This window comes from Hydrogenophaga sp., from assembly GCF_025699295.1.
GTDB lineage: Bacteria > Pseudomonadota > Gammaproteobacteria > Burkholderiales > Burkholderiaceae_C > Hydrogenophaga.
Window position 1 is genome coordinate 199740 of record NZ_JAILWB010000003.1, and the last position, 24851, is coordinate 224590.

Here is a 24851-nt window from a genome sequence, read left to right on the forward strand (position 1 = left end):
AAGCGTGCAATCCCGGAGAACATACCCCCAGCGCATTAATTTCTGGGGGCAGGATGTCGTGCTTAACCCGCCTGGCGCAGCACCCGCCGGTACTGCACCGCCTCGGCCACATGCCCCACGCCCACGGTGTCCTGCCCTGCCAGGTCCGCGATCGTGCGCGCCACGCGCAGCGCGCGGTGGGTGCTGCGCGCGCTCCAGCCCAGGCGGGTGGCGGTGGCGTTGAGGAATTTCAGGGTCTCGGGCTCGGCGTTCACGTGGTGGTCCAGCGCCTGGCCGGCGAGGGCCTGGTTGGCCATGCCCTGGCGTTGTTCGGCGCGTTGCCGTGCCTCGATCACGCGCTTGCGCACGGCGGCGCTGGGCTCGCCGGCGCCGCCACGCAGCAGGTCGTCGGGCGGCAGGGCGGGCACTTCCACGTGCAGGTCGATGCGGTCGAGCAGCGGGCCGCTGAGCTTGCCCTGGTAGCGCGCGATCTGGTCGGGCGTGTCGCGGCAGGCCCGGGTGGGGTGACCGAGAAAGCCGCAGGGGCAGGGGTTCATGGCGCCGATCAGCTGGAAGCGGGCCGGGAATTCACTCTGCATGGCCGCGCGCGAGATGCGGATGTGGCCGCTCTCCAGCGGCTCGCGCAGGGCTTCGAGGGCGGCGCGGGGGAATTCGGGCAGCTCGTCAAGGAACAGCACCCCGTGGTGCGCCAGCGAGATCTCGCCCGGGCGCGGCGGCGATCCGCCTCCCACCAGGGCCACGGCGCTGGCGCTGTGGTGCGGTGCGCAGGTGGGGCGCTGGCCCCAGCGTTCGAGCGAGAAGCGCCCGGCCAGCGAGGCCACGGCGGCCGATTCGAGCGCCTGCAGGCTGTCCATGGGCGGCAGCAGGCCGGCGAAGCGCTGCGCCAGCATGGACTTGCCCGCGCCCGGCGGGCCGACCATGAGCAGGCTGTGGCCCCCGGCGGCCGCGATCTCCAGCGCGCGCCTGGCGGCCGCCTGCCCCTTGACGTCGGCCAGGTCGGCGTAGGCCGGCGCGGTGCCCAGCGCGGTGGAGGTCAGCCGGGCCCAGCCTTCGCCGTCGGGCGGCACTTCGCTGGCCACGCGCTCGGGCAGGAAGCGCGCCACGACGTCGAGCAGATGGCGCGCGCGGTACACCTGCGCCTGCGGCACCAGCGCCGCCTCCTCGGCGCTGCCCGGCGGCAGCACGAGGCGGGTGGGCGGTGCGCCGGCCTGCGCGGCGGCGTCACCGCGGTGCAGGGCCAGGCTCATGGCCAGCGCGCCGCGCACTGGTCGCAGTTCGCCGCCCAGCGAAAGTTCGCCCGCGAACTCCCAGCCGGCGAGCCGCGCCGCGTCGATCTGGCCGCTGGCGGCGAGGATGCCCAGCGCGATGGGCAAATCGAAGCGGCCGGAATCCTTGGGCAGGTCGGCCGGTGCGAGGTTGACGGTGATGCGCTTGTTCGAGGGAAAGTCCAGCCCTGCGTTGGCGATGGCCGAGCGCACGCGCTCGCGCGCTTCCTTCACTTCGGTGTCGACCAGGCCCACCAATGTGAAACTGGGCAGGCCGTTGGCCAGATGGACCTCCACGCAGACCGGCCGGGCGTCCAGACCGAGCAGGGCGCGGCTGCGCACCAAAGACAGACTCATTGCAATTCACTCCCTGTTCTGGTGCATATTGGTGCCGGAACACCCCTGCGCGCCGGAAGACGAGACCGCACCTGATTGGTGCGCACAACTTTGGCGCGCCAGCGCGGGATGCAGGTGCCGGCGGTGGGCCTTCAGCGCGTGGCGGTGAAACCTGCTGCCGTGGCCGCAATGTAGCGGCGGTCATTGCCTGCAACCCCGGGGGGTAGGGCTGCGCGACTCTGGCATGGTCCGTGCTTGGGGGTGTAAGCGATTGAATCCGGGCCTTGGCATTCCATGGTCCCCTGCGCAAACCGCGGTGTCGGCCCCCGGCCTGATCACCCTCCCGTTCTCTAGAAGAGGAATCACAGCATGAAAATGGTTTCAGCCATCATCAAGCCGTTCAAGCTGGACGAAGTGCGCGAAGCACTTTCCGGCATGGGCGTGCAAGGCATCACCGTTACCGAAGTCAAGGGCTTCGGCCGCCAGAAGGGCCATACCGAGCTGTACCGCGGCGCGGAATACGTGGTCGACTTCCTGCCCAAGGTCAAGATCGAGGCCGCCGTCTCCGACGACCTGGTCGAGCGCGTGATCGAGGCGATCGAAGGCGCTGCCCGCACCGGAAAGATCGGCGACGGCAAGATTTTCGTCACTTCCCTGGAACAGGTGGTGCGCATCCGTACCGGCGAGACCGGCAAGGAAGCGCTCTGATCGCCGCCCCTGAACAAGAAAGATCACGGACATGAAAAAACTCATTGCAACCCTGTTCCTGGGCATGGGCCTGGCCTTTGGTGGCCTGAATGCCATGGCGCAGACCGCCGCCCCCGCCGAGGCGCCTGCAGCGGCCGCAACGGCCGCCGATACCGCCGCCCCTGCGGCGGCTCCCATGGCTGCGGAGACCCCCGCGGCCGCTGAAGCCGCTCCCGTCGAGGAAGCCGTCAAGGAAACCATGGACAAGGGCGACGTGGCCTGGATGATGGTCGCCACCGTGCTGGTGGTCATGATGGTCGTGCCGGGCCTGGCCCTGTTCTACGGCGGCCTGGTGCGCAGCAAGAACATGCTGTCGGTGCTGATGCAGGTGATGGTGGTGTTCTCGCTGATCGCCGTGCTGTGGGCCGTCTACGGCTACAGCCTCGCGTTCGGCGGCGAAGGCCTGATCATCGCCAACCTGGACAAGGTCTTCCTGCTGGGCATCACGCCCGACACGCTGGCCGCCACCTTCACGCCCGGTGTGATGATCCCCGAGCTGATCTTTGTTGCCTTCCAGGCCACCTTCGCGGGCATCACCTGCGCCCTGATCGTGGGCTCGTTCGCCGAGCGCATGAAGTTCAGCGCCGTGCTGCTGTTCAGCGTGATCTGGTTCACCTTCAGCTACCTGCCGATCGCCCACATGGTCTGGGGCGCGGGCGGTTACCTGTTCGACAAGGGTGCGCTGGACTTCGCCGGCGGCACCGTGGTGCACATCAACGCCGCCATGGCCGGTCTGGTCGGCGCCTACATGGTGGGCAAGCGCATCGGCTACGGCAAGGAAGCGCTCACGCCGCACAGCCTGACGCTGACCATGGTCGGTGCCTCGCTCCTGTGGGTGGGCTGGTTCGGCTTCAACGCCGGCTCCAACCTGGAAGCCAACGGCGGTGCCGGCCTGGCCTTCATCAATACGCTGCTGGCCACCGCCGCCGCCGTGCTGGCCTGGTGCATCGGTGAAGCGCTGAGCAAGGGCAAGGCCTCGATGCTGGGTGCCGCCTCCGGTGCCGTCGCCGGCCTGGTGGCCATCACCCCGGCCTGCGGATCGGTCGGCCCCATGGGCGGCATCGTCATCGGCCTGATCGCCGGCTTCCTGTGCCTGTGGGGTGTCAACGGCCTCAAGAAGATGCTGGGCGCGGACGACTCGCTCGACGTGTTCGGCGTGCACGGCGTCGGCGGCATCGTGGGCGCGCTGCTCACCGGCGTGTTCTCCGCCGGTTCGCTCGGTGGCATCAAGGGCGACGACTACTCCATCGGCAGCCAGCTGGTGATCCAGGCCGAAGGCGTGCTGATCACCATGGTGTGGTCGGCGGTCGTGGCCTTCATCGCCTACAAGATCGTCGACATGATGGTGGGCCTGCGCGTCACGGAAGAAGCCGAACGCGAAGGCCTGGACATCACCGCCCACGGCGAGACGGCCTACAACCGCTAAGCCCTCGATCACCCTGGCTGGTTGAACCCGCGTTGCCGCAAGGCACGCGGGTTTTTTCGTGTGCGCCCGCACCTGCTTATGATGCGCGGCGGGACACCACAACATCAGGAGGAAGCCATGTCCAGAGCCCCCCTGCGCCTGTGCGCGCTTGCTGTTCTGGCCGCGTTGATCGCGACCGCGCATGCCACAGAGACCGGCCAGCGCAAGCCGCCCGCCAAGGTCACCTTCCACAAAGCCCCTTCCGAGGAAAGCCCGGCCGCGCGCGAGAAGCGCCTCAAGCGCGAATGCAAGGGACGGCCCAACGCGGGCATGTGCCTTGGATATGCGCGCTAGCCAGGCCGATTGCAGCCCGGTGTGCAGAAAATTCAAAGCCCCCGCGGCGCCCGGCGGCTACCATCGCTGCCATGTCCTCCACGCCTCCCGAGTACCCGGGTGAACTGATCGAACGGGTGCGCGCCGCCGCCGCCGCGCGCACACCCTTGCACATCACGGGGGGCCGCACCAAGGCCTTTTACGGCGAAGCGGCCGCAGGCGAGCCGCTGTCCACCACCGGCTGGTCGGGCATCGTCAGCTACGAGCCCACCGAGCTGGTGGTCACGGTGCGCGCGGGCACGCCGCTGGCCGACCTGGAGGCCGTGCTGGTCGAGCGCGGCCAGTGCTTCCCGTTCGAGCCACCGCACTTCGCACCGGGCGGCACCGTGGGCGGCATGGTCGCGGCGGGCCTGAGCGGACCGGCTCGGGCCAGCGTCGGCTCGGTGCGCGACTACGTGCTCGGTGCGCGCTTCATCAACGGCCGGGCCGAGCTGCTCACCTTTGGTGGCCAGGTCATGAAGAACGTGGCTGGCTACGACGTCAGCCGCGTGATGGCCGGTTCAATGGGCACGCTGGGCCTGATCACCGAAGTCAGCCTCAAGGTGCTGCCGGTGGCTCCGGCCGAGGCCACGCTGGTGTTTGCGCTCGGCCAGCACGAGGCGCTGGAACAGCTGCACCGCTGGGGCGGCCAGCCATTGCCATTGAATGCCAGCTGCTGGGTGAAGGACGAGACGCAGGCTTCGGCTCCCGAGCTGCTGTTCGTGCGCCTGCGGGGCGCTGCGGCAGCGGTGGACGCCGCATGCGAGCGGATGGCGAGGGAAGCGGGGGGCACGCGCATGGACAACGCCGTGGCCGGCCCGGACTGGGCCGACTGCCGCGACCAGCGCCTGCCGTTCTTCCATGCGCCATCGCCTGATCTGTGCCTGTGGCGCCTGTCGGTGCCGCAGACCGCGCCGGTGCTGACCCTGCCCGGCGCGCAGCTGATCGAATGGCAGGGCGCGCAGCGCTGGCTGTGGGCACCTGCTGCCGCCGCCAGCGAAATCCGCGCGGCCACGGCCGCGGTAAAAGGCCACGCCACCCTGTTTCGCGTGGGCGCCAGCGGGGCGCCGGGCGTGCCGCGGTTCGACCGCGCGGACGCGGCCGTCGAGATCATCACGCAGCGCCTGCGCGCCGAGTTCGACCCGGCCGGCATCTTCAACCCTGGCAGAACATGAGCCCCCACGCTCCACCGCTGCGCGGGTCGCTGCCCCCCGAGGGGGCGCAAGCCAGGCTTGGGGCGGCCCGGCGCCTGGCTTGAATCGTTGAACCTTCATGCAAACCCAGCTCTCTCCCGAATACCAGCAGCGCGCCGACGGCCGCGCGGCCGAGGCCATCCTGCGCAAGTGTGTGCACTGCGGCTTCTGCACCGCCACCTGCCCCACCTACCAGCTGCTCGGCGACGAACTCGACGGCCCGCGCGGGCGCATCTACCTGATCAAGCAGGTGCTTGAGGGCGCAGCGCCCACGCGCAAGACGCAGCTGCACCTGGACCGCTGCCTCACCTGCCGCAACTGCGAGAGCACCTGCCCGAGCGGCGTGGACTACGGCCACCTGGTCGACATCGGCCGCCAGATCGTGGACGAGAAAGTGCCGCGCCCGGCCGCAGAAAAAGCCGTGCGCTGGCTGCTCAAGGAGGGTCTGACCTCGCCCCTTTTCGCGCCGGCGATGAAGCTCGGCCAGTGGGTGCGCCCGCTGCTGCCCGGCGTGCTGAAGGACAAGGTGCCCGCGCCACGCGCCGCCGGTGCGCTGCCCACGCGCATGCATGCGCGCCGCGTGCTGCTGCTGGCCGGTTGCGTGCAGCCCGCCATGATGCCCGGCATCCACGCCGCCACCGCGCGCGTGCTCGACGCCGCCGGCATCCAGGTCGTGCTGGCGCCCGAGGCCGGTTGCTGCGGCGCGGTGAAGTTCCACCTCAACGACCAGGACGGCGGGCGCGCGCAGATGCGCCGCAACATAGACGCCTGGTGGCCGCTGATCGAAGACGGTGTCGAGGCCATCGTGATGAATGCCTCGGGCTGCGGCGTCACGGTGAAGGAATACGGCCACATCCTGCAGGACGACCCGGCCTACGCCGCGAAGGCCGCGCGCGTGAGTGCCCTCACGCGCGACCTGAGCGAGCTGCTGCCGGACCTGGTGCCGGTGTTGCGGCCCTTGTTGAAGCAGGTGCCCGACGCCGCGCGTGTGATCGCCTTCCATCCCCCCTGCACGTTGCAGCACGGTCAGCAACTCAAGGGGGGTGTGGAGCAACACCTGGGCGCGCTCGGATTCACGGTGCAGGTGGCGAAGAACGAAGCGCACCTGTGCTGCGGCTCGGCCGGCACGTATTCGGTCCTCAACCCCGCGATCGCGCACACGCTGCGCGACCGCAAGCTCGGCTACCTGGGCGAGCTGCAGCCGGCGGTGATCGCCAGCGCCAACATCGGTTGCATCACCCACCTGCAGAGCGGCACCACCACGCCTGTGCGCCACTGGGTCGAGCTGCTCGACGAGGCGCTTACCGCCAGCGGCTGATCGCCGCGCTGCGCGGTAAGCTGCGCGCATGATCCCCGCGCTCGCCACATTGCTCGTCTTTCAACTGCTCGGTGAGGCGCTCGTGCTGGCGCTGGCCATGCCGGTGCCCGGTCCGGTGGTGGGCCTGGCCTTGCTGCTGCTCACGCTGGTGCTGCGCCCCTCGGTGCTCGACGGCATCAAGCCCACCGCGCAGACCCTGTTGCAGCACCTCTCGCTGCTGTTCGTGCCGGCCGGCGTGGGGGTGATGCTGCACCTGCAGCGCCTGGGCGACGAGGCGCTGGCCATCGGCGTGGCGCTGGTGCTGAGCACGCTGGTGGGCCTGGCCAGTGCGGCCCTGACCATGAGCTGGCTCATGAAGCGGAGCAGGCAATGAGTCCCGTGGGTGCGCTGGCCGACATCTGGGTCTACCTCGCGGCCACGCCGCTGCTGGGCCTGACGCTCACGCTGCTGGTCTACCACGGGGCCTTTCTGTTCTACCAGCGCTGCGGCTTCAACCCGCTGGCCAACCCGGTGGCCGTGGCGGTGGCGGTCCTGGCCGCGCTGCTGTGGGCCACGGGCACGCCCTACGCCACGTATTTCGAAGGCGCGCAGTTCGTGCACTTCCTGCTCGGGCCGGCCACGGTGGCGCTGTCGGTGCCGCTGTTCGAGCAGCTAGCACGGCTCAAGCGGCTGTGGCTGCCCATGCTGGGCGCCCTGGTCGTGGGCACGCTCACGGCCACCGTCACCGCCGTGGGCGTGGGCTGGGCGCTGGGCGCGTCGCGCGCCACGCTGGCCTCGCTCGCGCCCAAGTCGGTCACCAGCCCGGTGGCCATGGGCATCTCGGAGAAGATCGGCGGCCTGCCCTCGCTCACCGCCGTGCTGGTGGTGGGCACGGGCGTCACCGGCGCGGTGTGCGCGCGCTTCCTGTTCGACGCCCTGCGCATCCGCGACCCGATCGTGCGTGGCTTCGCGCTGGGCAACGCAGCGCACGGCATCGGTACCGCGCGCGCGTTCCAGGTGAGCGAGGAAATGGGCGCCTTCGCCGGGCTGGCCATGGGCTTGACGGCGCTGTTCAGCGCCGTGGTGCTGCCGCTGCTGGCGGGGCTGCTGCTGCGCTGGGTGTAGCCGCACCCCCTGCGCGCTGACCCATCGCCTCGCGGTAGCGCCGGCTGCAGGGCACGGCGGCACCGTCGCGCAGGTGCAGGCGGGCGTCGCCGCTGTCCAGGGGCTCGATCTCGGCCACATGATCGAGGTTCACCGCGTGGCTGCGGTGCACACGCACGAAGCGCTCGGGGTCAAGCTGCTGGAGGAAGTCGGTGAGCGTGGCGCGCAGCAGGTAGTCGTGCCCGTTCACCCGCAGCCCCACGTAGTTGCCCTGGGCCTGCACCCAGGCGATGTCGGAAGCCATCACGAGGAACTCGCGGCGCAGCTTGCGCACCAGGAAGCGGGTGGGCCGGGGTTCGGGCTGTGGGGCGGCTTCGGCCCCAGGGGCGGGTTCGGGGGCGTCGAGCACCCGGGCCTCGCCGGTGAGCCGCAGCATCAGGAAGCGGTAACTCATCAGCGCCACCACGATCATGGCGTAGCTGCGCACATCTTTCAGGTATTCGTAGGCGAGCTGCAGCGGCCAGGGGCCGAAGTCGTAGCGTTCATTCAGCAGGGCATAGCCCGCCCGGCGCAGCCACCACATGCCCCCCACGTGCAGCACGCAGAACACCAGGCTGGCGACGAGGTGCATGGGCAGCGCCGCGCGCAAGGTGTCCCAGCGAACCGGAAAGCGCCGCTCGAACGCCACGATGGCCGGGATCAGTGCACCGATGACGAGCGCACTCGTCACCTCCCACAACACCGGCTGCCACAGCTGCGGCTGCTGCGCAGCCACCCGGTCCAGGTCCATCCAGGTCACCACGCTGTTGAACGTGGCCTGCAGGGTGAGCACCACGCACCAGAACCCGACCTCGAACCGGCGGCGAACCGCGAGGTATCGAGCAAACCAGTCGGAAGAAGGCGTCATGACCGCCAGTCTACGTGGGGCGCAGCGTTCCAAAGCCGGCGCCGCGAAAGTCCGAACGGCAGCGTGTGGCGCACCGCAGGCTATGTGGCCTTCGGACTGGCTCTGCTGACCGCGCGCTCCCGCAGGCTGGCCTCATGGCTCGATCGGTTGGAACACGGGGGCCGAGCCCTGTGGCGGCGCTGGAGAGGCAGCGGGGATTGATGGCGGTGAGGCGTCGGGGTTCAGTGGCCGGGTACGCAGCCGCTCACGCGCCCGGTCGGTCCGCGAGCCGCACCACGTGCGCCGATCGCGGATCGACCCTGCCCGCATGCAGGTCCGCAATCACCGCCTGCGCATGCACAAAACCATCGCCGTGTGCGAGCGCCATCCAGCGGTTGCCGGGCTGGGCCAGCTGGGCGATGAACTGTCCTTGCGCCTTGTTGAAGCGGCGGTTCACCTCCTGCGGGCCCCAGTCGGCATTGCGCTTGCGGATCTGCACGGGTGCGAAGTAGAGCGTCGGCTCGGGGCCGGGCAGCCCGGTCTGGTTCAGGAAGGCGGTGTTCTGCGCCGACCCGGCGTAGCAGTCGTACACCAGCGCGTCTCCGAAGTGGTGGTGCACGTTGGCGCGCAATGCGTCGTTGCCCGCGAAGTCGACATACAGCGTCGGCACATCGGCCGGCAGTGCGGTCACCTCCGCATAGTCCACCACGCGGTCGTAGCAGCCCAGGCCCTCGACGTAGGCGCGGTTGCCCGCCGAGGTCGCGCCGATCAGCGCGAGACCGTCACGCGCATCGAGGCAGAAGGCGGTGCCAGAGGCGGTCTTGCTCGACGCGCTCGACACCAGGACCTGTTTCGCACCGAAGAAGCGGTTGTCCTCCAGAAAGTCGGCGAGCATGAACGAGGTGATGAAGAGCGGGCGGACCAGCATCTGATAGTCCTCCAGCGCCGCAGAGTAGCCCGCGTCGTTGCTGCAGCGCATGTACTGGTTGTACGCGGACACCAGCTCGGCGCGGTGCGGCGCACCATCGTAGAAACCGCGGGGCGTCACGCGCACAGGCAGCATGCGGAAATGGCTTGCGATCGGAAAGTAGCCGTAGAAGCGTTCACCGACCTCGACCCCCGCAACCGTCGAGGCCACCACGTCCGCAAAGCCCCACACCGGCATGTGGCCCCAGTCGGCATCGCCGGTCGGAAAGAACGACCAGTACTTCATCTGCGCGTCGCCGAAGGCGGCATAGGTGATGTTGTTGGTGGTGAGCGCGAAGCGGTCGATCTTCATCAACACCTCGCCGGACTGCAGCGCGCCGTTGTCCTGCGTGGTCACGACACGGGTGGTGCCGAGGGCGTCTTTCCGCGTTTCAAGTCGGGTTAAAGTGAATGTGCTGTTCATTCGACAACTGTATGGCGACCCGCCTCCAGGTGGGTTCGGAAAACCCGCCGATGCCCGATGCGCCCCGCTCCAAGCCGCTGAAACGCCCCACCCAGGCGCGCAGCAAGTTCACCGTGCAGGCGATCTACGACGCCTTTGTTCGGATTTGGACCGATCACGGCTGGGAGGGCGTGACCACGCGCGCCGTGGCGCTGGAAACCGGCATTGCGGTCGGCACGCTGTACGACTACTTTCCCAACAAGGAGGCGCTGCTCTCGGGGTATGTGCGGCATTGCGTTGATGCGCTGCTGATCCGGCTCGACGAGCAGGTCATCGCACCGTCGGACCTGGTCTGGCCCGCACGCGTGCAACGCCTCGTGCGCATCACCTGCGACACTCGGCTCGATGGCCTGCCAGCGGTCGACCATGAGATGCTGATGCTCGAGCACCGCGTGGCCGAGCCCAGGCACCACCGCCGCGTCTACAGCGAACTCTGCGACCGGTGGGAACGGGCCTTCGCGGCCTGCACGGACCTGCAACCGCAGCCCTCGAGCGCCACGGTTCATGCGCTGTTGAGTGCTGTGTGGGGCGCCCGCCGCTACCGGCTGCTGGTGCAGCCCGAAGCGGGGGGCGACGAGTGGGTCGGCGAGATGGAAGCGATGGTGATGGCGCGCCTGGCCACGCACCTCTGCGCAGCCCCTACGCGGACCCCGGCCGCATCTCGCGACCGGTAGGATCCGTTTCAAGCACCGACTCGTGAAGGCCCTGGATGGGAGCCAGGGCCGCACCGTCATCGCTGGTTTGAAACAAGCCCCAGCCCATGCCCTGCAACTCGGGCTCCTCCAGTCCGTTGTCTTCCAGCATGTAACAGAGCCCCAAAAGAAGCTCGACCTGCATGCCTCTCGCGATCTGCGACAGGTCTTCCTTGCTCACGCCTGCTGCGACCGCTCGATCAAGGGCTGCGCCCATGCCCGCAAACACGCCCCCGGGGTCGTCCTTCGCCGCGGCAATGTGATGGTCAATCCATCCCACCTCGTCGTCGCCAACCACCATGCGCCAGCACGCCCGAAGAAACAGGAAGCGGTGCAGTTGAGGGATGCCTTCGGTGACCTGCGAGCGCGCCCACGCTTCGGCATTCCTGGCGCCCAGTTTTCGAAAGAGATTGGAGAGTTCGGGGCCGGATGAAGGAATGGTCATGTGGTGCCTCGGAAGTGAAACGCCGGCATCTGGCCGAAGACGGCAAATCGTAGCCCAGGGACAGTCGCGCAGGACCCGAGGATGCAGGGCGGCTGCTGCCGATGCCACCCGGAGCCGTCCCCGCCGCCCACCATTCATCACAGCGGGCCCGCGAACCGTCCCAAACCGGCCCGTGAGGCCATCGCCCGGTCCAAGAATCGGCGCGTTTCAGCCTGTTGGAGCCCATTCATGAACCGCCGACACGACATCGACGCCTTGCGCGCCCTCGCGTTTGCCCTGGTCATCGTCTACCACGTGGGCATGTACTACGTGGCCGACTGGCACTGGCACATCAAAAGCCCGCACGCCGCCGAGTGGCTGCAATGGCCGATGCGGACCGTGAATCTCTGGCGCATGGACCTGGTGTTCCTGGTGTCCGGCATCGCCTTCGGTTTCCTGCGGCGTGGCCTCTCGCCGGCGCGGCTGATCGCCGCGCGCAGCCTGCGCCTGCTGCTGCCACTGGCGTTCGGCATGGCCGTGGTGGTGCCTTACCAGGCGTATGTGCAGGCGCTGGACCAGGGCGCCATCGGGCCGGGGCTGGGCGCATTCCTCGCGCGCTACTACAGCGGCGGGCCGTGGCCGCGCGGTGCCTTCGACGGCTCGGATTTCGGCGTCACCTGGAACCACCTCTGGTACCTGCCCTATCTTTGGGCGTACACCGTGGTGCTGGCGATGCTCTCGCCAGCGCTGGAATCCGCGCCGGGCCAGCGGCTGCGGCTGGCGTTCACGCGACTGCGCGGTGCCGCCCTGCTGGTGCTGCCGGCGCTGCCCCTGGCGCTGTATTCGCTCACGCTGTGGCCACGCTTCCCGCCCACGCACGACCTGATCCACGACGCCTGGTTGCACGCCGTGTACTTCACGCTGTTTCTCTACGGCCACTGGCTGGGAGTGGACGCAGGTGTCTGGGCAGCGTTGCGCCGGCTGCGCTGGATCGCGCTGGCGCTGGCCGTGGGCATGTTTGCCCTGCACGTGGGTCTGCGCACCATGGCGGCGGGCAGCGAACCGCTCTGGCGCATGTCGGCGCGGCTCGCGGCCGACGCCTATCTGTGGACGAGCCTGGTGGCCGTGCTCGGCTGGGCCCACCATCTGCTCAACCGCCCCTGGCCCTGGCTGGCATGGGCCAACGAGTCGGTCTACCCCTGGTACGTGCTGCACCAGACGGTCATCATCGCGCTGGCGGTGCTGCTGGCGCCGCTGGCGCTTGGCGCGGTGGTGGAGCCGGTGTTGCTGCTGCTGGGCACGGTGCTCGGCTGCTGGCTCGTCACCGACGGGCTGGTGCGGAGGGTGACCTGGCTGCGACCCCTGTTCGGCCTCAGGCCGCGAGCGCGGCCTCGATGTCCGACGCCAGCTTCTCAGGAGCGTCCTGCGGCGCGTAGCGCCTGATCACGCGGCCGTCCCTGCCGACGAGGAACTTGGTGAAGTTCCACTTGATGGCCTTGCTGCCCAGCAGGCCGGGGGCCTCGGCCGTGAGCCACTGGTAGAGCGGGTGCGCGGCGTCGCCATTGACGTCGATCTTGCCCATCATGGGAAAGCTCACGCCGTAGTTGAGCTGGCAGAAGCTGGCGATCTCGTCGTTGCTGCCCGGGTCCTGGCTGCCGAACTGGTTGCACGGAAACCCCAGCACCACCAGGCCGCGCGCGCTGTAGGCCTGGTGCAGCTTTTCCAGACCACCGAACTGCGGCGTGAAGCCGCAGGCGCTGGCCGTATTGACGATCAGCAGGGGCTTGCCTTTGTACTGGCTCAGCGGCACGGGCTGGTTGTCAATGGACAGGGCTTCGAAGTCGTAAATGCTGGACATGGGAGGCTCCACAGGTGGTTGCTGCACGGTGCCCGATTGTGCGATGCCCGCCTCGTGTGCGACAAAAGCCGCGCCAGTGGCCTGCCTTCCCTGGTCGGACGTCTTCCAAACCGGCGGCCAATGCGGGCATACTGGCCTGCAACATTCAATAACAATTCCGGGGTCGGAGATGGTGGCTGCATACACGATGGCGCTGGTGGGGTTCTCGCAGGCAGAGTCGTCCACGTTCGAGTCGTTCTTCCGGCTCGCGTCGCGGCGTCCGCCCGGCTACCTGGTGCAGGACGAGGTGATGGATGCGCAGATCCTGGTCGTCAACGCCGACAACGTGCAGGCCGTGCTGCTGGTGCGCGATGCCGAGCTGCCGGGGCGGGTGTTGCTGGTCGGCAGCTCGGATGGCGGCACCGGCTGGCCCCTGCACCGCAAGCCGGTCAAGCTGGTGGCCATGCTGGCGGCGCTCGACGAAATCGTGGGCGCCCGGCGCCCACCGCCCCGGCGCCGCGGGGGCAATGGTGCCGCGTCGGGTTTCAGCCCCGCCGAGCCTTACCAGTCGTCGCAGCTGCAGGGACTGGAGGCGAGCATGAAGCTCGCGAGCGGACAGCAGATGCCGCCCGAGCACCCGCCTGCAGTGGCATCCGGCGCCGGGGCCGACCGCAGCTTCTCCGCCACCCAACCGCCTGAGGACGCGCCTGCCCTGGCCCCCGCCGTGCGCGGCAGCCGTCGCCGCCGCTCGGCCGACACCGAATTCCCGGCCACGCGCCCCATGGAACGGGGGGAATCCCTTGCCACGCCCCTGTCGGCACCCGCTGCCACACCAGCACGCCGGGCCCCGGCCGCTGCCCCGGCGCAGCCGGCCGGCGTGATGCGCATGACCGATTTCGGCGGGCTGGACGACCTGCCCTCACCCCCGGCACCGCGTTCCACGCGCGCACCCCGCTCCCGGCTCAGTGCGGACAAGACCGCCGTGCCCGAGGTGGCGCGCGGCGACATGCTGCTGGTGGCGGAAAGCCTGGTGGAAGGGCGCATCCTGCTCAAGCGCTTCAAGAAGTACGGCCTGGCTGTGGACTGGTCGCGCGAAGCGGCGCAGTCCCTGGTGATGCTCAAGGCCCACCCGTACCGGCTGGTGGTCATCGACCGCCTAAAGGGCGAGCCCGACGCCAACCACATCTGCCGCGTGGCCAAGCAGACCAAGGGCCCCAAGGGCGCGCCGGTGGTGATCATGTTCGCGCCCACCGCCGGCAGCATGGACCGCATGAAGGCCGGCCTGGCTGGCAGCGACGCCTACCTCTCGCGCTCCGTCGGCGAGGGCGACCTCTACAAGGTGCTGGCGCAGCACCGCCTGGTCAGCCTGGACGGGTTCGCACCGACCAACGTCGGCTTTTAGGAAACACCCCCGCCGCGCTGCGCGCGACCCCCTTCAAGGGGGCAACACCAGCGGCCCGTCCTGAGTTTGTCGAAGGGTGGTTCCGCTGTGTTTCTGGATCTGCATCACTTCGCGCGTTGCATCCTCGTTGCGCCGTGTCAGCCGTGCAGGTCGTCGCGCCGCGCGATCTCCAGCAGCCGTTCCAGCTCATTCGGGTAGGTGCGCTGGTTGTGGCGGTGCCACAGCGCAATCAGGCCCATGAAACCCGCCACCAGCAGGCCGAAGGCGGTGATGGCGGCGAAGGCCGACATGCCCATGCCGGTGGAGAAGCTGTAGAGCGCGCCCAGGCCCAGGATGCAGGCCTGTTCGTTGAAGTTCTGCACCGCGATGGAGCGGCCTGCGCCCATCAGGTTGTGGCCCCGGTGCTGCAGCAGCGCGTTCATCGGTACCACCAGGAAGCCGCCCAGGCCGCCGAGCAGCACCAGGAAGGGCGCGGCCACCCAGACGTTGTCGATGAAGTTCATCAGGATCACCAGCACGCCCATGCCGATGCCCAGAGGCATCACGCGTGTGGCCTGGTCCAGCCGCATGCGCATGGACGCCACCACCGCGCCGACGGCGGTGCCCACCGCCACCACCCCCACCAGCGAGGAGGCCTGCGTGGTGCCGTAGCCCAGTGCCGCGCCGGCCCAGGCCAGCACGATGTAGCGCAGGTTGCCCGAAACACCCCAGAACAGCGTGGTGGTGGACAGCGAGATCTGGCCCAGGTGGTCGCGCCAGAGGCGGCTGTTGCAGCGCCAGAAGTCGGGCAGCAGGGCCAGCGGGTTCTTCGGCATCGGTCGCGGCGTCACGCCGGTGAGCGGGATGCGGGTGTTGAACCAGGCCGCCAGCGCGTAGACCACCACCAGCGCGGCCACGGCCGCCTGCGCCGGGTGGTGGATGCCAGTGTGGAAACCGGGGATGTCGATGGCCAGCAGGTGGGTCGAGATCCAGGGGCTCACCAGCTGGCCGCCGAGCAGCACGCCCAGGATGATCGAAGCGATGGTCAGGCCTTCGATCCAGCCATTGGCCTTGACCAGCTGGGAAGGCGGCAGCAACTCGGTGAGGATGCCGTACTTGGCCGGCGAGTAGGCCGCGGCACCCAACCCCACCAGGGTATAGGCCAGCAGCGGGTGCACGCCGGTGAGCATGAGCAGGCAGCCCAGCACCTTGATGGCGTTGCTGATGAACATGACCTGGCCTTTGGGCCGGGCGTCGGCGAACGCGCCCACGAAGGGCGCGAGCACGACATAGAACAGGGCGAACAGGGGGACCAGCGCGGCGCTTTGCCATTCCGGCGCGCCACGTGTGCGCAGCAGTTCGATCGCGGCGACGAACAGCGCATTGTCCGCCAGCGAACTGAAGAACTGCGCCGTCATGATGGTGTAGAAGCCGCGCTTCATGGCGATGATTTTGTGGGCCGGTGCGGGTCAGCGTGGGGCTGCCCAAGGGGGTACGCCGGCCTTTTTGTGCGACAGTTGGCGGGTCTCCAGACGATGCGGGGTTATAGCACGCGCCCTTGAAATTCCAGGGGCTGAACCCTCCGGGTTTTCCGCCTCCACAGGGCGGCCGGGCCTCGCCCGCGACTTACCGCACGATCCCTTTGCTCAGACGTTGCACGCCCGACCCGACATGCCCCGCTCGATTCTTGCCACCGTCCACCCCGATGCCCTGCGCCACAACCTGCAGCGCGCGCGCGACTGCGCGCCCGACGCCCGCGTCTGGGCGGTGGTCAAGGCCAATGCGTACGGCCATGGCATCGAACGCTGCTTCGATGCCATGCGCAGCGCCGATGGCTTTGCCCTGCTCGACCTGGCCGAAGCCGAGCGCCTGCGCGCCCTCGACTGGCGCGGCCCGATCCACCTGCTCGAAGGCGTGTTCGAGCCGCGCGACCTGGAGCTGTGTTCGCGCCTGCACCTGTGGCACACGGTTCACTGCAATGAACAGATCGACTGGCTGGCCGCGCACAAGACGCAGGTGCCGCACCGCGTTTTCCTCAAGCTCAACAGCGGCATGAACCGCCTGGGTTTCACACCGGCCGCGTTCCGCAGCGCCTGGGCGCGGCTCAACGTGCTGCCGCAGGTGGACGAGATCTCGCTCATGACGCACTTCAGCGACGCCGATGGCGTGCGCGGCATCGCGCACCAGGTGGCGACCTTCGAGGCCGCCACCGCGGACCTGCCAGGCGAGCGCACGCTGTGCAACAGCGCGGCCCTGCTGCGCCACGCGCGCACGGCACTGCGCGGCGCGCAAAACCTGGCGGCCGACTGGGTGCGTGAAGGCATCGCGCTCTATGGCAGCGCGCCCGACTTCCCTGCCAGAAGCGCTGCCGACTGGGACCTGCAACCGGCCATGACACTGGCCAGCCGCATCATTGGCGTGCAGTCGCTGCAGGCCGGCGACACCGTGGGCTACGGTTCGGCCTTCGCCGCGGACAAACCCATGCGCATCGGCGTTGTGGCTTGCGGGTACGCCGACGGCTACCCGCGCCACGCATCCACCGGAACCCCCGTACTGGTGGGGGGTATGCGCACACGTGTGGTGGGGCGGGTGAGCATGGACATGATCACGGTCGACCTCACGGGCCTCGATGCCGAGGGCATGGGCTCAGAGGTTGTGCTGTGGGGGCGTTCGTCATCGGGCGCGGTGCTGCCGATCGATGAGGTGGCCTCCGCGGCGGGCACGATCAGCTATGAGCTGATGTGCGCGGTGGCGCAGCGGGTGCCTTTTGCCGCTGCCTGATCAGGAACGCCCGGGCGAACACGCCGCAAAACCATACCGCTCACAGAACGGGTTGCCCAGCAGCGGCAGCCAGCGCGGGATGTCGTGGAACTCGCGCGCCACCTCGGTCAGCACCGTGTCGCGGAACGGCTGGTACCTGAAGCCCTCGCCATCGACCGCGAAGAAGGCCACGCCGTCCACTTCGAAGCGCTTCACGCTGATGCGCCCGAAGTAGGGCGCGAATTCTTCCGGGTCGGGCTCGTCGAAGAGGAAGATGCGGATCGGCCGGCCGTCGTACACACGGAAGTCGATGATCTGGTCGTCCTGCCGCGCATGGTGCCTGCCCACGCCGAAGACCGGCACGTACTGCTTGTGGTGGAAGGCCAGCATGGCTGCGGGGTGGTAGGTTCGGCCCATCAGCGTGGCGCCTGTCGGCAGGTCCTTCTGCAGCGCCGCGACGATGGCTGGCGTCTCATGCAGGAAGACCGCGCGGTCGTTCGTCCTGACCGGCTGCCACCATGACGGCGGCGCCCAGACGATGGCAGCGACCACCATCAGATGCGGTACCGACAGCGCCATGGTCCAGTTCAGCGCACTGCGCAGCGCCCGCGCGTCCAGTCGCAGGCCGACCCACAGAACGAACAGCGGTACGAAACCCAGCACCCAGTGCAGACCGATGATGCGGCGCGTGCTCAGCAATGCGAACACGACCAGCGGAAACAGCCACAGAACCGCCAGCGTGCGCGCCGTGGCAGGGGAGGTGCCGGGAACTGCGCGCGCACGCGCGCCGCGCCACAGCAGCCAGGGCGTGAGCAGGTACAGGACCATCACGAGGTACAAGCCGAAGGTCTCGAACGACCAGGACGTCCCCTCGTTGCGGTTGAAGACGTTGAACATCACGTTGCTCCAGCCATGCGTGGCGTTGAAGGCGACGTTGAGCGTGATCGCGGGCAGGGTCGGCACGAAGATCAGGAAGGGCGCCCACCTGCGCTCGCAGCGCCAGCCGAAGCAGTGCGCGGCGTAGGCGAAGCCGAGCAGGGCGGCGAAGTACTTGGAGAGGAAGGCCAGACCCAGGAACAGGCCGGCCAGCGCATACCAGCCCGTGCCCCGCTCGCTGGTGTCGGCGCGCAGGTAACACCAGGCGGACAGCGCCATGAAGAAGACCAGCGGCGTGTCGGTGGTCACCAGCACGAACATCCACGACCACGGCATGGCCAGGTACACGGCACCCGCGAACCATGCGCTGGCCTCGCGGTCTTCTGGCAGAAAGCGGCGCAGCAGATCGACCACACCGAGCGCGATGAGGCTGGTGACGAGCAGCGTGGCGCTGCGCAGCACCAGCGGATGGTCGCTGATCTGGCGCAGCAGCGCGATCAGCCAGCCCACCATGGGCGGGTGGTCCGAATAGCCCCAGGCCGGGAGCACGCCCCACTGGTAGAAGAAGGCCTCGTCGCCGGTGAAGGGGAAGCCCGCCGCGATGACGATTTTCAGCAGCAAGGTCGCGGCAAACGCGACCCAGAAGATCTGGCGCGAGGCATGCGCTGAATATTCAGACGCACGCACGCCAGGCCATCTCTCAGGCATCCAGGGCGAGCAGCGAGACGCCGATCACGATCAGCGTGCACCCGCCCACACGAACCCAGGAGAAAGGCTCACCCAGCCAGAGCACGCCCATCGCCAGCGTCACCACGAAGCCCAGGCTCACGAGCGGGTAGGCCAGGCTCACGTCCAGCCGCGAGAGCACCCACAGCCACAGCAGGGCGCTCGTGCCGTAGAGCATCAGGCCCAGCCAGACTTGCGGGCTGGAGAACGCCCGCAGATAGGTGCCGCCCACTTCGACGGTGGTGGTCGCGCCCATGCCGCGCTTCAAGATGAGCTGTGCCGCCGAGGTCAGCAGCACACAGAAAAGGGCCAGGCCCAGGGCGATGGTTTTCGATTGCATGGGGGTCGTTCCATTCGTTGGAGGTTGCTCAACAGCTCAGATGCCTGTGGTGGCCACCAGGCCAATGGCGGCCATGGCGAGCAGGGTGCCCCAGCTGAAAGGGTCCCTCAACGCGAACTGAAGCGGGTCTTCGCCCTGCAACTCGCGCCGCCCGGTCTTGAGCCAGATGCGCATCACCCACAGCAGCAGCACAGGCGCCGCGCACCAGAGCAGGTCGGGTTCGGCGTAGAGCTTCAGGCTGTTCTGGCTGTCGATGTAGAGCGTGAGCACCATCACCGCAAGGAAGCCGCTGGCCATGCCCATGGTGCGCAGCGAAGCCAGGTCGCGCGGATGGTAGCCACGCCCCGGTGCCTGCGACGGGTCCTCGTTGTCCAGTTCCTCGAGTTCGGCGCAGCGCTTGACCAGGGCCAGGCTCAGGAACAGGAAGATCGAGATTGCCAGCAGCCAGTTCGACAGGTCCACGCCCGAGGCGACCGCCCCCGCGCCGAGGCGCAGGGTGTACAGACCCGAAAGCACCAGCACGTCGATCAACGCCATGCGCTTGAGGGCCAGCGAATACGCCAGCGTGGTCGCGGTATAGGCCAGCAGCACGGCGGCGAAACCGGCGGACGCCATGAAGGCCAGTACGAAGGCCAGCGCGAGCATGGCCGCGCTGAGCGCGATGGCCGCGGGAATGCCGAGGGTGCCAGCCGCCAGCGGGCGGTGGCGCTTGATGCGGTGCACGCGGTCGTTCGGCAGGTCCAGCAGGTCGTTGACGAGGTAGGTGGCCGAGGCGCACAGGCCGAACGCCACGAAGGCCAGCAACACCATGCCCCAGAGCCTCGGGTCGAGCGAGTGCGCGGCCAATAGCGGCACGAACAGCAGGCCGTTCTTCGACCACTGCCTGAGCCGGATCGCGCGCAGCACCGTGGCCAGCCGCAGCGGTTCGCGCGCGAACACCCGCGCCTGCGGGTGGGTGCGCTGCAGCGCGCTCACCAGACTGTCGGGTGCATTGACGGCGATCGCCTCGGTGGCCCCGCTCCAGACCTCGAGGTCGTCGCGGCTGTTGCCGGCGTAGGCCCAGGCTTCGTGGCCCCGCGCGCGGGCGTGCGCGTTGATCGCCGCGCGCTTGTTGGCACGACTGAGGTTGATGCCGTCGGCCTGCGCGTTGGTACCCAGGCAGTCGTCGAACACGTTCAGGTGCTCTGCCACCTCGCGCACGATGCGTGCATCGGCCGCGCTGGCCAGCACCAGGGGGCGGCCGCGCGCGTGTTCGTCGCGCAGGAACGACAGGAAAAGTTCGTGGTACGGCAGGCGCGCCGCATCGGGCCGCACCGCGCTGGCCAGGCGTTGCTTGAGGGCGGCTTTGCCGTGCAGCAACCAGCCAAGCAGGCGCAGCAGGTTCAGCGGGTTGCGCCGCACGAACAGCAGGGCCGACTCGTACAGGGTGTCGCCGGGCGTGAGCGTTCCGTCCAGGTCCACATAGAGCGGGCGGACATCGGGGGGGAGGGAGGCGGCGGTGGCAACTGGGGGCGTCAAGCGGGTGGATTCGTGAAGCTGTGAAAGGATTCTAGGGTCGCCCCCTGGTTTCCCTTGTGACAGAACGCAGAGTGTCCACCGCTCGCGTGCGCCCGGTGCGTCAGCCGCGCGCCACGGTGGCCGGTGTCTTCAGCCGCCCGGCCAGCCAGTGCAGCGCGATCGCCGGCACCAGCAGGCACAGCATGCCCACCGCCCAGACGATCCACATCAGCGGGGTGACCCAGCTCGTCAGGGCGCCGGCGGAAGGCAGGGCCTGGCCGAGCCACTGCACCATGCCGAGCCACGCGCCCTGCATTGTTTTTACCCAGGCGGGGTCGATCCACAGGGCCAGCCACGCGGGCACCGGCCATTGGCCGGCCGCGGTGGCCACGTCCGTGACCTCGCCCGCGGCGATCATGGTCAACAGCCATTCGGTGACTTGCACGGACGCCGCGGCCAGGCCTGTCCAGCACAGGGCGAGCAGCGCAAAAATGCCCCAGATGAGGGGCTTCATGCCGGCTCTCCGGCCTGAAGCTTGTCGATGGGATGGTCGCGCATGGATGGTCCTTAGAGGGTTGGCGACGTGCCGGACGGCATAGGGTGGCTCACGGTGTCTCGTGGTGCGCGTCTGTCCGCGTCGCGCCTTTCACAGGGGTGTCGGCCACCGAGCTTGCCCCTGCCCGTGCGCGCGTGGCCGTGTGGATGCCCCAGACCGCCACGAACATGGCCGCGATCATCGGGCCGATCACGAAGCCGTTGATGCCCAGCACTGCAATGCCACCCACGGTGGTGATCATGATCAGGTAGTCGGGCATGCCGGTGTCCTTGCCCACCAGCAGGGGGCGCAGCAGGTTATCGACCAGGCCAATCACGAGCACGCCGTACGCCGTCAGGGCCACCGCCTGCCAGATTGCGCCAGTGGCAAACAGCCAGATCGCCACCGGTCCCCAGACCAGGCCCGCGCCCACGGCGGGCAGCAGCGACAACACCATCATGAGCACCGCCCACAGCAGGGCGGCATTGACACCCAGCACCCAGAACGCCAGCCCGCCGAGCGCGCCCTGCACGACCGCCACCACCAGGTTGCCCTTGACCGTGGCGCGCAGCACGGTGCCGAACTTCTCCAGCAGCTCCTGCTTGTCGTCGGGGGGCAGGGGGATGGCGTCGCGCACGGCGCGCACGATGGCGCTGCCATCGCGCACCAGGAAGAACGCCAGGTACAGCGTGATGAACAGACCGATCACCAGGCCCAGCACGTCCTGGCCCAGATTCAGGGTCTGGGTGGCGATGAACTGGCTGCCTTGCCGGAACACCTCGGCGAGCTTGCGCTGCAGCAGGTCGAAGTTGCCCAGTCCCACACGGTCGAGCACGTCAGCCACCCAGTCGGGCAGCAGGTAGAACATCTCGCGCAGCTTCTGCGCTGGCCTGAGTTCACCCGATTCGATGCGCTCGTAGAGCTGCGCCGCCTCGTTCGCGAGCGACACCAACACCAGCACCGCCGGCAGCACCACCACCACCAGGGCCGCCCCGATGGTGACCAGCGCCGCCGAGTTGCGGCGCTGTTTCATGCGCGGCAGAAGCCAGCGGTACAGGGGGAAAAACAGCAGCGCGATGATGGAACCCCAGAGCACCGTGCCGTAGAACGGCAGCAGGATCCAGGCAAAAGCCACTGTCACCAGCGCGAGCAGCACGCGCAGCATGAAGGAGCCGGACACCGCGGTCATGGGCGGCGCCATCGGGTGGGCATCAACGGACGTCGGGGCGGGTGGCGGCGCTGGGGTGGGTTGCATGGGTGCGAGGCGAAAAGGAATGGGCCAGCGCAGTATCGCCGCCCCGAGGCCGGTCGCGCCTGGTCGTCCGTCGGTCGACCCCCCACTGTCTGTGCGCAGTCGCACGCAGCGGCGCCGGGGGCAACCCGCGCTCAGGGGCCCGACCGGAAAAACTCCGCCATCCTGGGCGTGCCGCCAGGGTGCCGAAACACCAGCGCCACGGCGAGCGCAGGCCCCTCTCGTTCCCAGGCCGCACGCCGATAACCCGGCATCAGGCACTCGTCCTGCAGTCGCTCCCCTGCCTGCATCGCATTGCCGAGGGCGATGTAGTTCGGCTTCCCGTCGGCCCCGCGGGTCAGCGCGAAAAACACCCTGATGCGCGCCACCGGCGCCGCGACATCGAAGCCGTCGGGGCGAAAGCCCAGCGCAAATTCGGGCGCGCTGTCTTCGGTGGGCGCCGGTTGGTGCTCGGCCACCTGACGCTGACCGTCGGCGCCAACCCAGTGCAACCGCAGCCGGGGCGCCTGTTCGCGCGCGGTCCACATCAGGTGCAGGTCGTGGCCCTGTCGGCAGAAGGCGGGGTGGTCGTACCCGGCCGTGTCCTGCCACAGCTCGCCCGAGCGCTCGTCCACACGTTCGAGCCGCAGGCCTGGCGGGGCGATCAGTGACTGCGCGAACACCGCGCCGGCCACGGGCATGTTGAAGCGCTGCAGCGGCTGCACCGCGTGCGCCAGCGGCACCGGTGTGCCGGGGGTGCCCGGGTTGTCTTCGTGGTGGCGCGCGGCGGCCTCTAGTGGGCCAGCCGCCTGGAACAGCGCGAAGCCGGGCAGGCCGAACACCAGCAGCCCGCTCAGCGCCAGCGCCAGGCACTCGCCGCTGCTCAAGGCCGGTGAAAGGCGCCGGCCGACGCCGAAGTGGCTGCCGAACCAGATCAGCGGCCCCGCAGTGAGCAGCAGGCCGTAGAACACAGCCAGACTTTCCATGCCCGAAACCGCGCGCGCCGGCCCCAGCACCGTCAGCACGGCCAGCGGCGCGGCCAGCAGCGACACCATGCGCAGCGCGAGCCAGCTGCCCGCCTTGTGCTGGCGCCGGAAGTGGCGCCATTCGAGCCACAGCAGCAGCAGGACCACCGCGAGCACGAGCGCGGCGACGGTGACCCAGGTCTGCTGCTCGCTGGCGGGGAGGGCCTGCAAGGTGTTTATGTAGCGGGACATGTCCATGGTGTGCAAGGTATGAACGACAGGTATCCATCGTAGGGGCGCGCCGCCGCCTGTCCACACCGCTCGACAAGGCTGCGCAACCCGGCCATCGGGCTACCCTCACCCGACCTCGTGATCAGCCTGAAGAGCGGGAATGGATGAACCGGCATCGTCTGCCACGGCCACACCGATGGCCGCGTGGGCCTGGTCACTCTTGGCGCGCTACGACGGCGAGGTCATGCGCGTCGAACCACCCACCGCCCTGGCGCGGGCGGCCGGGCCCTGGAGCGACGCGCAGCAGGCCACCTGGACACGGCTGCACGCCTGGTCGCACCGGCCTCACCCCCAGACCGCTTCAAGCGCCGCCCACGCCGCAGCAATCGGAGGTTCCCCCGCGCGCGCGGCCAGGCAGATGAAGCTCAACTCGCATTCCAGCGCCACCTGATCGGCGATCACCAGGCCCCGCGCCTGGGCCTCGCGCATCGCGATCGCATCGCGCACCAGCGACAGGCCCACACCGCTGCGAACCAGGTCGAGCATGGATGCTTCCTGGTCCACCAGCGCGACGCGGTGCGGGTCGACCCCCGAGAGCGAACCCGGGCCGAACACGCGGCGCTGCAGCCGATGGTGTGCACTGGCCGGCGGGGTGGCCAGCCAGGGCAGGGCGGCCAGAGCCTTCCAGTCCTTGCCGCGCACCTGCGGCCCCCAGCCGGCGGGCGCGAGTACGCGGTAGGTGAAGCGCGTGAGAGGCCGCCGCGCGTAGGCCGCGCCAGCGGGATCCTCCGGCAGATCGAGGAAGAAGCCCACGTCGAGATCGCCCTGGTCGAGCTGCGCCAGCACGTCGCCGCTCATGCCCTGGCGCAACTCCGTGCCGACCTGCGGACTGGACTCCACCAGTTGCTTCAGAAAGGCCCCCAGGCGCGTGAACTCGGGGTCGAGAATCGTGCCGATGCGCAACAGCCCGCGCACGGTGGTGTGCAGGCCGGCGGCGGCCTGGCCGAAGTCGGCCAGGGCGGCCAGTGCCTTGTCGGCCAGCGGCAGCAAGGACATGCCGTCGCGCGTGAGCGCCATGCCTTGCGGCGTGCGGGTGAAGAGTTGCAGGCCGGTCGACTCGGCCAGTGCCTTGAGCTGCAGGCTCACGGCGGGCTGGCTCAGGTGCAGCCGCTGCGCGGCGCGCGAGACGTTGCCCTCGCGTGCCACGGCGGCAAAGGCGCGCAGGGTCTGCGGGTCCACTGTCGGCAGTGAGGGGCGGTTCTGGATAGGGGTGCTGGGGCGTTTCATTATTTGCTGTGCTTATAGTCTGCCTTCGCCGATTT

General features: G+C 69.0%; 24 protein-coding genes. 11 read left to right on the forward strand and 13 right to left on the reverse strand.

The features are described from left to right. Window positions 1-62: 62 nt before the first annotated feature. Complete coding sequence (locus tag K5880_RS04065; protein WP_297649031.1) at window positions 63-1622, reverse strand: YifB family Mg chelatase-like AAA ATPase; 1560 nt, start codon at window positions 1620-1622, stop codon at window positions 63-65. Between the two features lie 348 nt (window positions 1623-1970). Between K5880_RS04065 and K5880_RS04070 the strand changes: the two genes are divergently transcribed. The 7 genes from K5880_RS04070 (at window position 1971) to K5880_RS04100 (ending at window position 7740) form a co-directional block, all read left to right on the forward strand. Beyond that, window positions 1971-2309: a P-II family nitrogen regulator gene (locus tag K5880_RS04070; RefSeq protein WP_297649034.1), complete on the forward strand. Its 339-nt coding sequence runs from the start codon at window positions 1971-1973 to the stop codon at window positions 2307-2309. A gap of 31 nt (window positions 2310-2340) precedes the next feature. Beyond that, window positions 2341-3774, forward strand: a complete 1434-nt coding sequence (locus K5880_RS04075) for an ammonium transporter (protein WP_297649037.1) — start codon at window positions 2341-2343, stop codon at window positions 3772-3774. Window positions 3775-3891: 117 nt separating this feature from the next. Continuing rightward, entirely contained in the window at window positions 3892-4107 is a 216-nt protein-coding gene (locus K5880_RS04080) for a hypothetical protein (RefSeq protein WP_297649040.1), read from the forward strand. Between the two features lie 71 nt (window positions 4108-4178). After that, window positions 4179-5300: a glycolate oxidase subunit GlcE gene (gene glcE / locus K5880_RS04085; RefSeq protein ID WP_297649043.1), complete on the forward strand. Its 1122-nt coding sequence runs from the start codon at window positions 4179-4181 to the stop codon at window positions 5298-5300. A gap of 97 nt (window positions 5301-5397) precedes the next feature. Then, complete coding sequence (gene glcF, locus K5880_RS04090) at window positions 5398-6636, forward strand: glycolate oxidase subunit GlcF (RefSeq protein WP_297649045.1); 1239 nt, start codon at window positions 5398-5400, stop codon at window positions 6634-6636. A gap of 28 nt (window positions 6637-6664) precedes the next feature. Then, window positions 6665-7009 carry a CidA/LrgA family protein gene (locus K5880_RS04095; RefSeq protein ID WP_297649049.1) on the forward strand — a complete coding sequence of 115 codons (345 nt, stop codon included), beginning with the start codon at window positions 6665-6667 and terminating at the stop codon, window positions 7007-7009. Further along, window positions 7006-7740 carry an LrgB family protein gene (locus K5880_RS04100; RefSeq protein WP_297649052.1) on the forward strand — a complete coding sequence of 245 codons (735 nt, stop codon included), beginning with the start codon at window positions 7006-7008 and terminating at the stop codon, window positions 7738-7740. Before K5880_RS04095 ends, K5880_RS04100 begins: the two co-directional genes overlap by 4 nt. On the opposite strand, the gene K5880_RS04105 is transcribed toward K5880_RS04100, so the two are convergent. After that, window positions 7688-8626, reverse strand: coding sequence for a LytTR family DNA-binding domain-containing protein (locus K5880_RS04105; RefSeq protein ID WP_297649055.1), 939 nt, complete (start codon window positions 8624-8626; stop codon window positions 7688-7690). The genes K5880_RS04100 and K5880_RS04105 overlap by 53 nt on opposite strands. 244 nt (window positions 8627-8870) lie before the next feature. Then, the gene (locus tag K5880_RS04110) at window positions 8871-9929 is read right to left on the reverse strand and encodes a DUF2855 family protein (protein WP_366882475.1); all 1059 of its coding nucleotides are present in this window, start codon (window positions 9927-9929) and stop codon (window positions 8871-8873) included. 77 nt (window positions 9930-10006) lie between these two features. Between K5880_RS04110 and K5880_RS04115 the strand changes: the two genes are divergently transcribed. Further along, complete coding sequence (locus K5880_RS04115) at window positions 10007-10708, forward strand: TetR/AcrR family transcriptional regulator (protein WP_297649061.1); 702 nt, start codon at window positions 10007-10009, stop codon at window positions 10706-10708. Here K5880_RS04115 and K5880_RS04120 read toward each other — a convergent pair. Then, window positions 10674-11171 (reverse strand): hypothetical protein, encoded by a 498-nt coding sequence (locus K5880_RS04120; RefSeq protein ID WP_297649063.1) that lies wholly within the window; start codon window positions 11169-11171, stop codon window positions 10674-10676. The two genes, K5880_RS04115 and K5880_RS04120, sit on opposite strands and share 35 nt — an antisense overlap. 228 nt (window positions 11172-11399) lie before the next feature. Here K5880_RS04120 and K5880_RS04125 point away from each other — a divergent pair, with 228 nt between their 5' ends. Next, on the forward strand, window positions 11400-12593 hold the full coding sequence (locus K5880_RS04125; protein ID WP_297649065.1) for an acyltransferase: 1194 nt from the start codon (window positions 11400-11402) through the stop codon (window positions 12591-12593). On the opposite strand, the gene K5880_RS04130 is transcribed toward K5880_RS04125, so the two are convergent. Next, window positions 12523-13008 (reverse strand): glutathione peroxidase, encoded by a 486-nt coding sequence (locus tag K5880_RS04130; protein ID WP_297649068.1) that lies wholly within the window; start codon window positions 13006-13008, stop codon window positions 12523-12525. The two genes, K5880_RS04125 and K5880_RS04130, sit on opposite strands and share 71 nt — an antisense overlap. A 169-nt stretch (window positions 13009-13177) precedes the next feature. Here K5880_RS04130 and K5880_RS04135 point away from each other — a divergent pair, with 169 nt between their 5' ends. After that, entirely contained in the window at window positions 13178-14389 is a 1212-nt protein-coding gene (locus tag K5880_RS04135; protein ID WP_297649071.1) for a hypothetical protein, read from the forward strand. A gap of 137 nt (window positions 14390-14526) precedes the next feature. Here K5880_RS04135 and lplT read toward each other — a convergent pair whose 3' ends face one another. Further along, on the reverse strand, window positions 14527-15810 hold the full coding sequence (lplT, locus tag K5880_RS04140) for a lysophospholipid transporter LplT (RefSeq protein ID WP_297649074.1): 1284 nt from the start codon (window positions 15808-15810) through the stop codon (window positions 14527-14529). Window positions 15811-16039: 229 nt separating this feature from the next. Here lplT and alr point away from each other — a divergent pair, with 229 nt between their 5' ends. Beyond that, complete coding sequence (gene alr / locus K5880_RS04145; protein WP_297649077.1) at window positions 16040-17149, forward strand: alanine racemase; 1110 nt, start codon at window positions 16040-16042, stop codon at window positions 17147-17149. Here the strand turns inward: alr and K5880_RS04150 are convergent, their stop codons facing one another. The 7 genes from K5880_RS04150 to K5880_RS04180 all read right to left on the reverse strand — a co-directional run bounded on the left by K5880_RS04150 (window position 17150) and on the right by K5880_RS04180 (window position 24816). Further along, window positions 17150-18691, reverse strand: a complete 1542-nt coding sequence (locus K5880_RS04150; protein ID WP_297649080.1) for a glycosyltransferase family 39 protein — start codon at window positions 18689-18691, stop codon at window positions 17150-17152. A 13-nt stretch (window positions 18692-18704) separates the two neighbouring features. Further along, on the reverse strand, window positions 18705-19070 hold the full coding sequence (locus K5880_RS04155; protein WP_297649082.1) for an SMR family transporter: 366 nt from the start codon (window positions 19068-19070) through the stop codon (window positions 18705-18707). A 36-nt stretch (window positions 19071-19106) separates the two neighbouring features. Further along, on the reverse strand, window positions 19107-20588 hold the full coding sequence (locus K5880_RS04160; protein ID WP_297649084.1) for a UbiA family prenyltransferase: 1482 nt from the start codon (window positions 20586-20588) through the stop codon (window positions 19107-19109). 100 nt (window positions 20589-20688) lie between these two features. Then, window positions 20689-21081, reverse strand: coding sequence for a hypothetical protein (locus K5880_RS04165; RefSeq protein ID WP_297649087.1), 393 nt, complete (start codon window positions 21079-21081; stop codon window positions 20689-20691). A gap of 91 nt (window positions 21082-21172) precedes the next feature. Next, window positions 21173-22357 carry an AI-2E family transporter gene (locus tag K5880_RS04170; RefSeq protein WP_366882479.1) on the reverse strand — a complete coding sequence of 395 codons (1185 nt, stop codon included), beginning with the start codon at window positions 22355-22357 and terminating at the stop codon, window positions 21173-21175. 131 nt (window positions 22358-22488) lie between these two features. Continuing rightward, window positions 22489-23550 (reverse strand): hypothetical protein, encoded by a 1062-nt coding sequence (locus K5880_RS04175; protein WP_297649090.1) that lies wholly within the window; start codon window positions 23548-23550, stop codon window positions 22489-22491. A 324-nt stretch (window positions 23551-23874) separates the two neighbouring features. Then, window positions 23875-24816 carry a LysR family transcriptional regulator gene (locus K5880_RS04180; RefSeq protein WP_297649093.1) on the reverse strand — a complete coding sequence of 314 codons (942 nt, stop codon included), beginning with the start codon at window positions 24814-24816 and terminating at the stop codon, window positions 23875-23877. Window positions 24817-24851: the final 35 nt, after the last annotated feature.